Origin of the sequence: Lutibacter sp. (assembly GCF_040883305.1) — a bacterium.
Classification (GTDB): domain Bacteria; phylum Bacteroidota; class Bacteroidia; order Flavobacteriales; family Flavobacteriaceae; genus Lutibacter.
Window position 1 is genome coordinate 1 of the sequence record NZ_JBFLKT010000145.1, and the last position, 14,146, is coordinate 14,146.

At 27.8% G+C, this 14,146-nt stretch carries 17 protein-coding genes; 12 read left to right on the forward strand and 5 right to left on the reverse strand.

Going from position 1 to position 14,146, the window contains the following annotated elements:
• The 3 genes from AB1Z17_RS04730 to hisIE all read left to right on the forward strand — a co-directional run.
• On the forward strand, nucleotides 1-183 hold a 183-nt coding region (locus tag AB1Z17_RS04730; RefSeq protein WP_368050645.1), incomplete at its 5' end, for an ATP-grasp fold amidoligase family protein.
• An 11-nt stretch (nucleotides 184-194) separates the two neighbouring features.
• On the forward strand, nucleotides 195-755 hold the full coding sequence (locus AB1Z17_RS04735; RefSeq protein WP_368050646.1) for an L-threonylcarbamoyladenylate synthase: 561 nt from the start codon (nucleotides 195-197) through the stop codon (nucleotides 753-755).
• Nucleotides 756-876: 121 nt separating this feature from the next.
• A complete protein-coding gene (gene hisIE / locus AB1Z17_RS04740; RefSeq protein WP_368050661.1) occupies nucleotides 877-1,494 on the forward strand; it encodes a bifunctional phosphoribosyl-AMP cyclohydrolase/phosphoribosyl-ATP diphosphatase HisIE in 618 nt (205 codons plus the stop codon).
• A gap of 207 nt (nucleotides 1,495-1,701) precedes the next feature.
• On the opposite strand, the gene AB1Z17_RS04745 is transcribed toward hisIE, so the two are convergent.
• The 3 genes from AB1Z17_RS04745 to AB1Z17_RS04755 form a co-directional block, all read right to left on the reverse strand.
• Nucleotides 1,702-2,745, reverse strand: coding sequence for an endonuclease/exonuclease/phosphatase family protein (locus AB1Z17_RS04745; RefSeq protein ID WP_368050647.1), 1,044 nt, complete (start codon nucleotides 2,743-2,745; stop codon nucleotides 1,702-1,704).
• A 62-nt stretch (nucleotides 2,746-2,807) separates the two neighbouring features.
• Nucleotides 2,808-3,176, reverse strand: a complete 369-nt coding sequence (locus AB1Z17_RS04750) for a PUR family DNA/RNA-binding protein (RefSeq protein ID WP_368050648.1) — start codon at nucleotides 3,174-3,176, stop codon at nucleotides 2,808-2,810.
• Between the two features lie 79 nt (nucleotides 3,177-3,255).
• Nucleotides 3,256-5,010 (reverse strand): ABC transporter ATP-binding protein, encoded by a 1,755-nt coding sequence (locus AB1Z17_RS04755; protein WP_368050649.1) that lies wholly within the window; start codon nucleotides 5,008-5,010, stop codon nucleotides 3,256-3,258.
• Between the two features lie 174 nt (nucleotides 5,011-5,184).
• Here AB1Z17_RS04755 and nusB point away from each other — a divergent pair, with 174 nt between their 5' ends.
• The 8 genes from nusB (at nucleotide 5,185) to AB1Z17_RS04795 (ending at nucleotide 11,920) form a co-directional block, all read left to right on the forward strand.
• Complete coding sequence (gene nusB, locus AB1Z17_RS04760) at nucleotides 5,185-6,123, forward strand: transcription antitermination factor NusB (RefSeq protein ID WP_368050650.1); 939 nt, start codon at nucleotides 5,185-5,187, stop codon at nucleotides 6,121-6,123.
• A gap of 135 nt (nucleotides 6,124-6,258) precedes the next feature.
• Nucleotides 6,259-6,711, forward strand: a complete 453-nt coding sequence (locus AB1Z17_RS04765) for a DUF1573 domain-containing protein (protein WP_368050651.1) — start codon at nucleotides 6,259-6,261, stop codon at nucleotides 6,709-6,711.
• A gap of 20 nt (nucleotides 6,712-6,731) precedes the next feature.
• On the forward strand, nucleotides 6,732-7,052 hold the full coding sequence (gene yajC / locus AB1Z17_RS04770; protein WP_368050652.1) for a preprotein translocase subunit YajC: 321 nt from the start codon (nucleotides 6,732-6,734) through the stop codon (nucleotides 7,050-7,052).
• Between the two features lie 72 nt (nucleotides 7,053-7,124).
• Nucleotides 7,125-8,093: a CdaR family protein gene (locus AB1Z17_RS04775; RefSeq protein ID WP_368050653.1), complete on the forward strand. Its 969-nt coding sequence runs from the start codon at nucleotides 7,125-7,127 to the stop codon at nucleotides 8,091-8,093.
• Nucleotides 8,094-8,170: 77 nt separating this feature from the next.
• Complete coding sequence (coaE, locus tag AB1Z17_RS04780; RefSeq protein ID WP_368050654.1) at nucleotides 8,171-8,752, forward strand: dephospho-CoA kinase; 582 nt, start codon at nucleotides 8,171-8,173, stop codon at nucleotides 8,750-8,752.
• A gap of 137 nt (nucleotides 8,753-8,889) precedes the next feature.
• Nucleotides 8,890-10,425, forward strand: coding sequence for a sensor histidine kinase (locus tag AB1Z17_RS04785; RefSeq protein WP_368050655.1), 1,536 nt, complete (start codon nucleotides 8,890-8,892; stop codon nucleotides 10,423-10,425).
• 11 nt (nucleotides 10,426-10,436) lie between these two features.
• Nucleotides 10,437-11,135 (forward strand): response regulator transcription factor, encoded by a 699-nt coding sequence (locus AB1Z17_RS04790; protein WP_368050656.1) that lies wholly within the window; start codon nucleotides 10,437-10,439, stop codon nucleotides 11,133-11,135.
• A gap of 161 nt (nucleotides 11,136-11,296) precedes the next feature.
• Nucleotides 11,297-11,920 (forward strand): L-threonylcarbamoyladenylate synthase, encoded by a 624-nt coding sequence (locus tag AB1Z17_RS04795; RefSeq protein ID WP_368050657.1) that lies wholly within the window; start codon nucleotides 11,297-11,299, stop codon nucleotides 11,918-11,920.
• A gap of 120 nt (nucleotides 11,921-12,040) precedes the next feature.
• Here the strand turns inward: AB1Z17_RS04795 and AB1Z17_RS04800 are convergent, their stop codons facing one another.
• Nucleotides 12,041-13,063, reverse strand: a complete 1,023-nt coding sequence (locus AB1Z17_RS04800) for a glycosyltransferase family 2 protein (RefSeq protein WP_368050658.1) — start codon at nucleotides 13,061-13,063, stop codon at nucleotides 12,041-12,043.
• A gap of 60 nt (nucleotides 13,064-13,123) precedes the next feature.
• A complete protein-coding gene (locus AB1Z17_RS04805; RefSeq protein WP_368050659.1) occupies nucleotides 13,124-13,573 on the reverse strand; it encodes a type I restriction enzyme HsdR N-terminal domain-containing protein in 450 nt (149 codons plus the stop codon).
• 31 nt (nucleotides 13,574-13,604) lie between these two features.
• On the opposite strand from AB1Z17_RS04805, the gene holA reads away from it, so the two are divergent.
• On the forward strand, nucleotides 13,605-14,146 hold a 542-nt coding region (gene holA, locus AB1Z17_RS04810), incomplete at its 3' end, for a DNA polymerase III subunit delta (protein WP_368050660.1).

Here is a 14,146-nt window from a genome sequence, read left to right on the forward strand (position 1 = left end):
AATCTTCCTTTTGTGAGAGTAGATTTTTATTCAGTAAATAATAAAACTATTTTTGGAGAAATGACCTTTTATCCTGAAGATGGAAAAGTAAATTTTTTACCTGATGAGTATAATTCAATTATTGGTGATTATTTAACTTTACCAAAAATACCAGAAGACCATAAAATTATTACAGTTTTTTAAGGTTCTAAAAAATGTTACAAGAAATTAAAAATAGCTTAGAAACGCTTCAACAGCATAAAGTTTTGCTATATCCTACAGATACTGTTTGGGGAATTGGCTGTGATGCAACTTCAGAAAGTGCTGTCGATAAAATATATAAAATTAAGCAACGCTCAGAAAGTAAGAGCTTAATAATTTTAGTAGATAGTATTAAAATGTTACAACAATATGTGCCTGTTGTTTCAGATAAGATTATTGAATTATTGGCTAAATCTTCAAATCCAACTACCATAATTTATAGTAACCCAAAAGGTTTGGCTAAAAATGTTGTTGCTGCGGACAATACGGTTGCTATTAGAATTGTTCAAAATAAATTTTGTCAAGAGTTAATTGGGCAGTTTGGAAAACCGATAGTTTCAACTTCTGCAAATGTTAGTGGAAATGCAACACCAAAAAGTTTTAAAGAAATTGAGCAATCAATTTTGCACAGCGTGGACTATAGTGTAAATTTGCAGCGCGAAGTTATTAATGAGAAATCATCTACTATTTTAAAAGAAGCTGAAAATGGTGATATTATTGTACTTAGGGCATAAATTAATGGAGTCTTTGCTAGGAGCGTTTTCGACGAAGTAATCTGTTCATTAATAACTAATAATTAACAGATTGCCAAAGCAAATGATGGATTTGCTTCGCAATGAAGGAAAGAATTAAAAGATTAAAAATAAATCAATAATGAAAATAGATTTCAAAAAAAATAGTGATGGTTTGGTACCAGCAATAATCCAAGATTTTGTAACAAGACAAGTTTTAATGTTAGGTTATATGAATAAAGAAGCTTACGAAAAAACTGTTGCAACAGGAAAAGTAACTTTTTTTAGTAGGACTAAAAATAGGTTGTGGACAAAAGGGGAAGAGAGTGGTAATTTTTTAAACCTAGTTTCTATAAAAAATGATTGTGATAACGATTCACTTTTAATTAAGGTAAAACCAGTTGGAGCAACTTGTCATAAAGGTTCAGATACTTGTTGGGATGAAACCAACGAGCAATCTTTCGGATTTCTTTCGGAACTAGAAAGTGTAATTACTGGAAGAAGATTAAACGCAGATGCTGAAAAGAGTTATGTTGCTTCATTATTTAAAAAAGGTATCAATAAAATTGCTCAAAAAGTAGGTGAAGAAGCTGTAGAAATAGTAATTGAAGCTAAAGATAATAATGATGAATTGTTTTTAAATGAAGGTGCTGATTTATTATTTCATTATTTAATTTTATTGCAGGCTAAAGGATATACCTTAAAAGATATTGTAAAAATATTAGAAGGAAGACATTCTTAGAATTACAGAAGTATCTGTCATTGCGATATTTAAAAAAAAATTATTGTAATTTATTCATTTAAAACTAAACACAGCATTATAAGTGCATTTAAGAAATTGCCAGCCTTTCTTGTAATTATCGGTGTTTAAAAACAAGCTTTTTCTGTGAATATCTAAGTTCTATTTATAAGGTTATTCTGTTTGTGCAACTCCTACAAATGCTTATAATTACTCTAAAATCAAAGTAAACTCTGATATTACACCTTTGTGGTCTGTTGGCCAAATAGCTAAAGGTTCTAAAAAAAAATCTTGGGTGTTTTCTAAAACACGTTTATTTTTTGATATATCACTTTTTGGTCCAAAAACTTTCGAATTATTTAGTTTAATTCTAGCATCTGGATAATAAAAAATAAAGTCAATTCTGTCTCTATCATCAGCAGTTGGACTCCAAGCTAATTTTTCAATATTAATTGCTGTATTATTTGCAGGATATGTAAAACCTGGATGCGTTACAGGATTTGGAAATACGGTTCTATATGTATCTATAAATCCATTTTTTTCTAAATTTAATGAGACATTCCAAGGCATAACAACACCATTGTGATCATATAGATTTTTAGTTACTGCCGTCCAATCTAAATGAGAAGGTTCGTTATTATCACCTCCATAAATTACAATGCTACCTTTTTTAATTTCATTTTTTGCATCTTTTATAAAACTTTTGATAGCATCATCTCTTTGAGATTGTAAATTAATTTTTTCAATTTCTTGAATATCAGTAACAGGAGTATTCAATTTTTCCCAAGTTGAGCCATCGTAGCCACGAGGTAAGTATAAGGCACAATTTAAATAATCTAAATGTCCGCTGTAAAAAGCAATTTTGGATCCGTTTACATTAATAATTGCTTTTGAGATGGATCCGTGATCATTTTTTAGAGGAAAAACTACTGTTTGCTCCATAATTGGATATTTAGATAGTATTCCAGAATCTTCACTTTTTTCTGAATAAAAAGTAAATCCTTTTTCTTTTAATGAAGCAACTAGTCGCTCGTTTAAATTGGTATTGTTGTAATTTCTTACTTCACTTAATGCAATTAAATCTGCATTTGAGTTAATAATTTCATTTATAACTGCATTATAACCATTTTCTATTACGGTTCCTTCTTGCCAGATATTAAACTGTAATACTGTAAGTGTTTGTTGTTTTTTAGGAGTACAATTTATTATGGATACACAATAAATTAAGAAGATAATTAGTTTAATTGGTTTCATAAAAATAAGTTTAGAGCAAAAAAAACACCTCAATTGAGGTGTTCTAAAAATATGTTTATTTTTTAAATATCTTCAAAATTTACATCAGTAAAACTTTCTGTACTTGAAGTGTCTTCATTTAATTCTGATGGTTTTTTAAAGTCTTTTTGGTGACGTTCAGAAATAACTTCTTCACCTTTTTCATTTAAAATGTAATCAGTAGCAGCTTTTAACATTTCATTAAATTCTGCAAAATCTTCTTTGTATAAATAAATTTTGTGTTTTTTGTAATGGAAAGATCCATCGTCATGTGTGAATTTTTTACTCTCAGTAACTGTTAAGTAATAATCTTCTGCTTTTGTTGCTCTTACGTCAAAAAAGTAAGTTCTTCTTCCTGCTCTAAGAACCTGAGAGAATATCTCTTCTTGTTCTAAATGTTCTTTGTCACTCATAATTAACTTTCTATTTTATTAATCTTTTTTTTAGATTTCTACACAAATCTATAAAATAAATTTACTTAAAACGTAATTTTTATAATTCTTTTTCTAAAAGTTGTTGTTCGTATAACTCTTTATAATACCCAGCTTTATTAACAAGTTGATTATGTGTACCTTGTTGTACGATTGTGCCATTTTCAATAACAATAACCTTATCTGCGTTTTTGACTGATGAAATTCTATGACTTACAATTAAAGTAGTTTTATTATGGCTAACTTTATATAAATTATTGAGTATTGTTTCTTCGGTTTCTGTATCTACGGCAGATAAACAGTCATCTAAAATTAATATTTTAGGATCTTTAATTAATGCTCTTGCGATAGAAATACGTTGTTTTTGTCCGCCTGATAATGTAACTCCTCTTTCTCCAACATACGTATTATAACCTTCATTAAAATCTATAATATTATGATGGATATAAGCATTTTTGGCAGCTTGTTCAATTTTTTCATCTGAAGCATTATTGTCTCCAAATTTTATATTGTTCTTAATTGTATCTGAAAACAAGAACGCCTCCTGAGGTACAAAGCCAATATTTTGCCTTAGATCATTTAGATTTATATCTTTTATATTTTTTCCATCAATTAAAACTTCACCAAAGTCTGCATCGTACAATCTGGCAATTAAATTTAAAATGGTAGATTTTCCAGAGCCGGTATTCCCTAAGATAGCTAATGTTTCTCCTTGTTTTAATGAGAAACTTAAATTTTTTAATGCGGTAATATTCGTATCATCATACGTAAATGTAACATCTTTAAATTCTATAGCACCATTTATTTTGGAAGCTATTGTTACTAAATTTTTAATTTCAGGCTCGTGCTTTAAAAATTCGTTAATACGTTCTTGCGAAGCTTCCGCTTGTTGCACAATAGAAGTTACCCAACCAACAACTGCAACTGGCCAGGTTAACATATTCACATACATAATAAACTCAGCAATAACACCAATTGTAATTTCTCCGGCAATATATCTTAAACCACCAATGTAAATAACCAAAATGTTACTTAATCCAATTAAAAGAATCATTAAAGGAAAAAATAATGCTTGTGCCTTAAAAAGGTTGATGTTCTTTTCTTTTGCAGTTAAAGAAAGGCCTCCAAATTCTGTAATTGCATTTTGTTCAATTCCGTACGATTTTAAAATGCTAATTCCCGAAAATGTTTCTTGAGCATTCGCGGTTAGCTTCGATAAATATTGTTGTACAACAGTACTTCTTTTATTAATAATTCTACTTAAAACATAAATAGAAACCGATAATACAGGTAAAGGTAATAAAGTGTAATTCGTTAAAGTAACATCAATATTGTACATTTTAACAATAGCAACAACAAAAAGTACTAACATATTCATAGAGTACATAATTGCAGGTCCAAAATACATTCTAACTTTACTTACGTCTTCGCTAATTCGGTTCATTAAATCTCCCGTTTTATTTTTCTTATAAAAATTTAGAGATAGGCGTTGGTATTGTTGGTAAATTTCATTTTTTAGGTCAAATTCTATCAGTCTAGATGTTACAATTATAGTCTGACGCATTATAAAAGTGAAAAACCCTGAAAGTAATGCAGCACCAATAATTAGTAAAATATTATTTAGTAAATCGGCTTTTACAACTGTTAAATCTGTAATTAAACCATTTTTGTAATCTTGAGAAGCATCTAAAGACTTACTAATTAATTGTGGAATTTGAAGTGCCAAGTATTTAGAACAAAAGGTAATAAATAACCCAATTAGCAAACGGTATTTATATTTTAAAAAGTATTTATTTAGATATTTTAAGGCTTTCATAGAAGGAAAAACAACAATTCAATTTGAATGCACGAATATACATGAATATAAATTTAAAGCAGATTTTTTATGATAGATTTAACTTTGAATAAAAAAACAAAAACAAAATAATTTTTCTAAAAAATAATAGTATTTTTGCGCTTTATAAAACAATAAATGTTTAAAGTTCTTTAAATGATAAATAGAAGACATATTAGAGTAAAAGTTATGCAATCGGTATATGCGATGCTTCAATCTAAAAATGATGTACTTGACAAGGAAGAAAAATACCTTTACAACAGTATAGATAAAATGTTCGATTTATATGTGCTAATATTGCGACTATTTGTTGAAGTTAAAAACTTAGAGAAAAATAATATGAAAATTTCTCAAAAAAAGTTTTTAGCAACTTCAGAAGAATTAAATCCAAAAACTAAATTTATTAACAATGCTATTTTTAAATTATTAGAAGAAAGTGTTTCTTTAAATAATTATTTAGAAGATAAAAAATTAAATTATTGGACTTTAGATACTGAATATGTTAATGATATTTGGAAAGTTACTAAAGAAAGTACTATTTATAAAAAATATATAAATTCTGAAACAACATCTTTTCAAGAAGATAAAGAGTTTGTAGCTGCTTTATTTAAAGAAATTATTGCTCCTAATGAAAAATTAGCTGATTATTTTGAAGATAAAAGTATTGGTTGGGTGGATGATATTCCGTTTGTTAATACATGGGTTTTAAAGACTATTAATCAGTTAAAACCAAACAAACCTTTTCTTTTAGGACATTTATATAAAGATGATGATGATAAAAAATTTGTTGTCGAATTATTTAGAAAGGTAGTTTTAAATCATACTGAATTTGAAAAAGAAGTACAAGATAAAACGCCAAACTGGGATGCTGATAGAATTGCCGAAATTGATATGATTTTAATTAAAATGGCAATTTGTGAGTTTTTAAAGTTCCCTTCTATTCCATCTAGAGTAACTATTAACGAGTATATCGAAATTTCTAAAGATTACTCTACAAATAAAAGCAGTTACTTTATAAATGGTGTTTTAGATAAAATTTTAAAAGATTTTACAGTAACAAAAAGATTGAATAAAATAGGGAGAGGCTTATTATAATTTTATATTTTTACAAAAAATTTATTTATAAAACGAGCATGTTAAAAAGTTTATCAATTAATAAAATTAATGATAGCGAACCTACCTTTCCGATAGGCAGACAGCATGTAACCATTAAAAAAATAATATATACATATGAAAAATTTTAAAATATTAGTTGTTTTGATGTTGAGTTTAGCATTTTTTTCTTGTAAAGAAAATGCAACTTCAAAAATTAATACTTCAAATCTAGAAAGTGCTAAAGAAAGAGATGCTGCTATAAATTTAGGGTCTGCAATTGTAGAATTTGACAAAACGGAATACGATTTTGGCGAATTAATTGAAGGTGAAATAGCAGAAGGTACTTTTAAAATCACCAATAAAGGAAAAGTTAATTTAATAATTACAAGTGCTAAAGCTACTTGTGGTTGTACAGTGCCAGAATGGCCAAAAGATCCAATTGCACCTGGTGCATCGGCAGATTTAAAATTTACATTTAATTCTAGAGGTAGACTTGGTAAACAAAGCAAATCTATTACGTTACAAACCAATTCAGAAAAGGTTACAGAATTAATAAGAATAAAAGGAACAGTAGTTAAAAAAAGTTAAAAATTAAAAAAACATAAAATATGTATTCAACTCTATTATTACAAACAGACGCAAGTTCAATAACTGGTATGTTACCATTTTTACTAATGTTTGTTGTGATCTATTTATTTATGATTAGACCACAAATGAAAAAAGCTAAAAATGAAAAAAAGTTTCAGGCAGAAATTGCAAAAGGAGCTAAAATTGTAACAACAAGTGGTATTCATGGAAAAATTATGGATATTGTAGATAGTGATAATACGGTTATTGTTGAAACAGGTGCCGGAAAAATTAAATTTGAACGTTCAGCTATTTCAATGGAACTAAGCAAAAAGTATTTAGCGCCAACTACAAAAAAATAATAAATAACACATAACTATAAAAGTGAGCCCATTGGCTCACTTTTTTTGTATATTTAATATTTATTCCAGATAATGAAAACAGGCTTGAAAAAATCGAATTTAACACTACAAAATAATCGTAAAACAAAAGTATTTGTATTTTTTTTAATACTTACTTCAATTATATGGTTGTTAATTGAATTGTCTAAAACATACACAAGCACAGCTGAATTTAAAATAGTTTATAAAAACTTATCGAGCGATAAGTTAGTACAAGTGCAGCCAATATCAAATGTTGAAGTTGCTATAAGGGCACCCGGATTTAGTTTATTAAAACGTAAAATTAAAGCTCAAAAAATTAGTCTAAGTTTAAATAACTTGTTAAAAAAAGGGGCTTCTTATTATATTTTACCAAATACACAACTTTCAAATTTAAATGCACAGTTAACTGGAGATATAGAAATTATACGCATTCTACAAGACACTATTTTTATTGAAATAGGAACAAACACTACTAAAAAAGTTCCTGTAATTCCAAAAACGGATATTCAGTTTAAACTAGGTTATAATTTTACTGAAAAATTAAAAGTGAATCCAGATTCTATTGTAATTTCTGGACCAAATAGGTACATAGATTCAATTGAATATATTGCTACAACCCAACTAAAATTAAATGATATTTATGAAAATATAAATGAGGAACTAAATTTGGTGATTCCAAAAAATACGAAAAATGTAGTGCTTTCAACTAATACAGTAAAGTTAACAGGAATAATCGATAAATTTACAGAAGGTAGTTTTAAAATACCCGTTTCTGTAATTAACCAGCCAGAAGGAATTACTGTAAACCCTTTTCCAAAACAAATTGAAGTTATTTTTCAAGCCGGTCTTTCAAATTTTAATAAAATAAATGAAAACAGTTTTTTAGTAGTATTTGATTATAAACAATATGAAAACGATACCACAACTCAATTTTTAACTCCAATAATAAAACAAAAAAGTGAATATATTTCGTCACTAAAAATAAATCCAGCTCACATAGAGTTTTTACTACAAAAATAAAAGGTTCTAAAAGGAAACATTCCTTAATTTGTCAAATAGTAAATAATGTTTTTACAGATAAATAAAACAATATAAGCATGAAAATAATAGGTTTAACAGGTGGTATTGGGAGTGGAAAAACAACTGTTTTAAAAATGTTTAAAGAGCTTGGTTGTGCAACTTATGTAGCAGATATTGAAGCTAAAAAATTAATGAGTTCCAACAAAAAGTTAATTTACCAAATAAAACAATTGTTTGGAGAAAAGGCTTATGTCGATAATAAGTTGAATACTGCATTTATTGCAGAAATTGTTTTTAATGACAAAGATAAGCTCGCCGCTTTAAATGCATTTGTGCATCCGGCAGTTCGAGAAGATTTTAGAAATTTTGTTAACAAATCAACTTCAAAACTAATTATTTATGAAGCCGCTATTTTATTTGAAAGTGGCAGTGATACATTATGTGATTTTATAATTACGGTTGCAACAGATATTGACGAAAGAATTGAAAGAATTATAAAAAGAGATGGCGTAACAAAAGAACAAATTTTAGAACGAATGCAACACCAGCTTAACGATGAAGAAAAAGTAAAAAAGGCTGATTTTGTAATTAATAATTCCGATATTTTTAACACCAAAGCACAAGTTTCAACCATTTATAAAATTTTAATGAAGCTTTGATGAAAATGAGTATTTTCTTAATAAAGTGTTAAAAAATTAGTATTGTTGTTAACTAAAGTTAAATAAGAACGTTATTTGTGTTAAATGTTTAATTTTGAATAATGAGAAAAAGGGTATTTCTACTTATCATAGTTTTAATGAGTATTGCATTGATAGGTATAATATCAGTTCAAGTATTTTGGATTAAAAATACTATTCAAATTACCGAAGAACAATTTACTTCAAATGTAAAGTTTGCCTTAGCAAAAGTTTCTGAAGACATTAAAGATCACGAGTTTAACGAGTTTTATATTGATATTACAGAAAGATTTAAAGACGAAGGTAGAAAATTAAAATATTCTGATGTTAGAAATTATATCTACGAAAAATTAGATACCGTAAATAACGAACGTTTTACATTTTCTCAAAGTATTATAGAAGAAAATTATAAAGTTCCGTCAGAATTTTTTGAAAATGATTCTATAGATTTTAAAGAAATTTTTAGCAGAGAGGAAATAGTAATTGTTAAAGACCAAAATTTTGACAATCAAAGTAATGGTGTAAATCCGCCAGAAGAACGTTATGTTAAAATTGGTAGGTTTGATGGTGCTGAAAAATCGCAATTAGAACGTGTGTTTGATGTTTCTAGAAGCAAGTTACCTGTGCACAAAAGAGTAAGTAATAGAGAAATTACATACCGTTTAGATCGAGAACTTAAAAGTAAAGGAATAGATACAGATTTTAAATACGGTATTTATAGTAACGGATTAGCAACACAAGTAAAATCGGGTTATTTTAGAAAAGAAGTTGGTAAAAGTTATATGGTGCCAATGTTTGCCGATAGTGAGGGAAACAGTGATTTTCAATTGTTTGTTACATTTCCAGAGAAGAAAGATTTTATTTTATCATCGATCTCTAAAATTTTGTTATTGTCTGCATTTTTTATTCTTATTATAATTTTAGCGTTTGTTTCTGCTTTGTATCAATTGATTAAGCAAAAACAAATTTCCGAAATTAAAACAGATTTTATTAATAATATGACCCACGAGTTTAAAACACCTATCGCAACCATAAATTTAGCCCTAGATGCAATTAAAAACCCGAAAATAATTTCTGATGAAGAAAAAGTGAAGCGTTATGTTAAAATGATTCGTGATGAAAATAAAAGAATGCATGCGCAAGTAGAAAATGTGCTGAGAATATCTAAATTAGAAAAGAATCAATTAGATGTTAGTAAGGAAGCAGTTGATATTCACGACATAATAGATGAAGCAATTACGCATGTAGAATTACTAATTAGAGATAAAGGAGGATACGTAAAATCAGATTTGAAAGCGCATTTGACAGAGGTTTTAGGAAATCAATTTCATTTAACCAGTATGTTTGTTAATATGTTTGATAATGCCATAAAATATTCTGAGAATGCTCCAAAAATAGATATTTCAACAGAAAATACTGCGAAAAATATAATTATTAAAATTAAAGATCAAGGTATTGGAATGAACAAAAATGTTCAAAAACAAATCTTTAAAAAGTTTTATAGAGAAGAAACAGGAAATATTCACAATGTTAAAGGACACGGTTTAGGGCTTTCATATGTGAAAAAAATAGTCGAAATTCATCAAGGTGAAATTTTTGTAGAAAGTGAAAAAGGAGTTGGAAGTACTTTTACAGTTAAATTGCCTTTGATATAAATTAAAAAAACATGGAAAATAACAAAATTTTATTAGTAGAAGACGATCCTAATTTTGGAACAGTTTTAAAAGATTATCTATCGTTAAACGATTATAATGTAACCCTAGCTAAAGATGGTTTAGAAGGTTTAATTATGTTTAAAAACGACGATTATGATTTGTGCATTTTAGATGTAATGATGCCAAGAAAAGATGGGTTTTCACTTGCAAAAGATATTAGAGCAACAAATTCTGAAGTTCCAATCATATTTTTAACAGCTAAAACTATGAAAGAAGATGTTTTAAAAGGATATCAGGCAGGAGCAGATGATTATTTAAATAAGCCATTCGATTCTGAAGTTTTATTGTACAAAATTAAAGCAATAATGCAACGAAAAGAAACAGAGCAAAATATTGAAGAAGAAACTTTTGAATTTAAAATTGGTAGATTTGAGTTTAATTCAAAATTACGTCATTTATCTTTTGATGGTGGAGAAACTCAAAAATTATCTCCAAAAGAAAGTAAATTATTAAAAATGTTGGCTGTGCACAAAAATGATTTAATGCCCAGAGAATTAGCATTGACTAAAATTTGGAGAGACGACAATTATTTTACATCCAGAAGTATGGATGTTTATATTGCTAAATTACGTAAATATTTAAAAGGAGATGAAAATGTAGAAATATTAAATATTCACGGAGAAGGTTTTAGATTAATAGATAAATCATAACTTAAAGTAAACACGGTCTATATTTTTTGTTGGTCACTGAGCGGAGTCGAAGTGTGGGCAATGAGAAGACCTGCTTACCTTTAGTCAGGGTTGAAGTGATTTATTTTATACATTCTCTTTACACTATATTTGTACACAGGTACATATAATTACTAGTTTACATGGCGGAATTGATAAAAATTTATGAAGAAAACCCAAACGAACGCGAAATTGATAAAGTTGTTGAGGTTTTAAAAAAAGGTGGGTTAATTATTTATCCAACAGATACGGTTTATGGCTTAGGTTGCGATATTACCAATATGAAAGCTATGGAAAAAGTAGCTAAAATTAAAGGTCTTAAACTAGCCAAGGCTAATTTTTCATTTATATGTTACGATTTAAGTAATCTCTCCGATTATGTTAAACAAATTGATACACAAACCTATAAAATTTTAAAAAAATACTTGCCCGGTCCTTATACATTTGTACTGCCAAGCAAGGCAAACCTACCTAAAGCTTTTAAAAACAGAAAAACTGTTGGTATTCGTATTCCCGATAATAATATTATTAGAGAATTGGTTAAAAAATTAGGAAACCCTATAGTTTCAACTTCTATTTACGATGAAGACGATTTATTGGAATATACCACAGATCCAGAATTAATTTTTGAAAAATGGGGAGATCTAGTTGATATAGTAATTGATGGTGGTTATGGTGATAATCACGCGTCAACTGTTATAGATTTATCTAATGATGGAATTGAAATTATTAGAGAAGGTAAAGGAAGTATTGAAGATTTTATATAGATAATAGTTTGGTTTTAAGTAAGTTGCTGTTTAAATGAGAATCGGTGGCTGAGTGGAGTCGAAGTCTTTTATAGTATTTAAAGCTATTAAATCTACTAGGCCAATTAGCTATAATTATTGCTACTTGCAGTTATTGTTATCTGAACCGATCTCACTATATTTTTTTCTACCTAAAATAAAATGTTCCCAAACAATACTTTTAATGGTAAAATAATCAGTTCTTTTTTTATAATTACCTCTTTTTTTATACATTTTAGAAAGTTGAGCATAAAAGCTAAAATGTGCTTTTAAAATTGCCAGCGTATGCATTGGACGGAATTCTAATAAAAATTTTACACCAGCAATTCCATCAAGTAGTAATCGCATAAATACAATTTTAAAAACTTGATTTTTTGGAAGGTTTTTAACCAATGTAAACAAACTATTTCTAAAATTTAAAAACGTTTTTCTCGGACTTTCTTCTTTTAAAGTTGCGCCTCCAACATGAAATATTGTTGAAGTTCCAACATATTTTATGCTATAATTCAAATTTTTGGCTCTCCAACATAAATCAATCTCTTCCTGATGTGCAAAATAATCTTCATCAAAACCATTTAATTGGTTAAAAACACTAGCTTTAATGAAAAAGCAAGCTCCAGAAGCCCAAAATATTTCAGAAGTATCGTTAAATTGACTGTTATCTTTTTCTAATTCCGAAAAAATACGTCCCCTACAAAATGGATAGCCGTATTTGTCAACAAAACCACCAGCAGCACCAGCATATTCAAACAATTCTTTATTTTTATAATCCAAAATTTTTGGTTGAATAATGGCAGTATTTGTTTCGGTTTTAAAAGTAGAAATTATGGAATCTAACCAATTATTTGTGACTTCTATATCAGAATTTACCAAGCCGTAAATATCAGCATCAATGTGTTTTAAAGCATCGTTGTAACCTTTAGCAAAACCCCCGTTTTTTTTATTTTGTACAATTTTAACTGTTGGAAATGTTTTTTGTACAAAAGCTATAGAATCATCCGTTGAAGCATTATCTGCAACATATATTTCAACATTATTTACAGTACTAAAATTAACAATAGATGGCATAAAATTTTCCAACAATTGTTTTCCGTTCCAGTTTAATATTACAAGAGCTATTTTCACAAATGCAAACTTAAGCTAAAGTTTTAAAGTTGAGAAGTTGAAAGTTATAAAGTTTTGTTATCATTCTTTTTTAAAAATCGGAATTTCTTTCAAAAAAAGATAACGTTCGTTTTCAAAATCCATTTTGCAATAAAAATGCTCTAAACCATTGGTTGTAATTAAGTAATTTGCGCTTAATTTTAGATTATAACGCGCAATTTGGTCAAAAGTATCTTGTGTTATTTTAATGGAAGGCGCTTTACATTCAACTATAATATCTGGATTTCCTTCAGTATTAAAAACTAAAATATCGGTGCGTTTTGTCAGTTTATTGATGGTTAGCTTTTTTTCAATAGCAATTAAAGAAATAGGATAATTTTTTTCTTCAATTAAAAACCAGACAAAATGTTGGCGTACCCATTCCTCCGGAGTTAAAATCACATATTTTTTTCTAATGATATCAAAAATAAAAAGCTTATTTTCACTACTTTTGATTCTGAATTTATATGTAGGTAAATTCAATTGTTGCATACAGCAAAAATGCTAATTTTTTTTTATATAAATGAGTGACGTTACAAAAATAGTTTCTGATATTAATAATGGAAATATAAATCCTATTTATTTTTTAATGGGTGAAGAACCGTATTATATTGATAAAATTTCAGAATACATTGAAAATAATATCCTTGCTGAAGAAGAAAAAGGTTTTAATCAGATGGTGTTGTATGGGAGAGATGTAACTATTGAAGAAATAATAGACAACGCCAAACGTTTTCCAATGATGGCGGAAAGGCAAGTTGTTATTGTTAAAGAAGCACAAGATTTATCTAGAACTATTGAAAAACTGGTGTCTTACGCAAAACAACCACAACCCTCTACAGTCTTGGTTATTTGCTATAAATACAAAAAAATAGATAAACGTAAATCGCTCTATAAAGAAATTAATAAAGTAGGGTTGGTTTATGAAAGTAAAAAATTATACGAGAATCATGTAGCGGATTGGATTCGGAGAGTATTAGCTGGTAAAAAATATAAAATTGACACCAAAGCAACATTAATGCTAATAGAGTTTTTGGGTACAGATTTAAGTAAAATTAATAATGA

Coding starts and splice junctions, on each gene's coding strand:
- AB1Z17_RS04785 (WP_368050655.1), top strand. CDS start 8,890: ATGAGTATTGCATTGATAGGTATAATATCAGTTCAAGTATTTTGGATT.
- AB1Z17_RS04795 (WP_368050657.1), top strand. CDS start 11,297: ATGGCGGAATTGATAAAAATTTATGAAGAAAACCCAAACGAACGCGAA.
- AB1Z17_RS04775 (WP_368050653.1), top strand. CDS start 7,125: ATGAAAACAGGCTTGAAAAAATCGAATTTAACACTACAAAATAATCGT.
- AB1Z17_RS04745 (WP_368050647.1), bottom strand. CDS start 2,745: ATGAAACCAATTAAACTAATTATCTTCTTAATTTATTGTGTATCCATA.
- coaE (WP_368050654.1), top strand. CDS start 8,171: ATGAAAATAATAGGTTTAACAGGTGGTATTGGGAGTGGAAAAACAACT.
- nusB (WP_368050650.1), top strand. CDS start 5,185: ATGATAAATAGAAGACATATTAGAGTAAAAGTTATGCAATCGGTATAT.
- AB1Z17_RS04735 (WP_368050646.1), top strand. CDS start 195: ATGTTACAAGAAATTAAAAATAGCTTAGAAACGCTTCAACAGCATAAA.
- AB1Z17_RS04805 (WP_368050659.1), bottom strand. CDS start 13,573: ATGCAACAATTGAATTTACCTACATATAAATTCAGAATCAAAAGTAGT.
- AB1Z17_RS04755 (WP_368050649.1), bottom strand. CDS start 5,010: ATGAAAGCCTTAAAATATCTAAATAAATACTTTTTAAAATATAAATAC.
- AB1Z17_RS04765 (WP_368050651.1), top strand. CDS start 6,259: ATGAAAAATTTTAAAATATTAGTTGTTTTGATGTTGAGTTTAGCATTT.
- AB1Z17_RS04750 (WP_368050648.1), bottom strand. CDS start 3,176: ATGAGTGACAAAGAACATTTAGAACAAGAAGAGATATTCTCTCAGGTT.
- AB1Z17_RS04790 (WP_368050656.1), top strand. CDS start 10,437: ATGGAAAATAACAAAATTTTATTAGTAGAAGACGATCCTAATTTTGGA.
- yajC (WP_368050652.1), top strand. CDS start 6,732: ATGTATTCAACTCTATTATTACAAACAGACGCAAGTTCAATAACTGGT.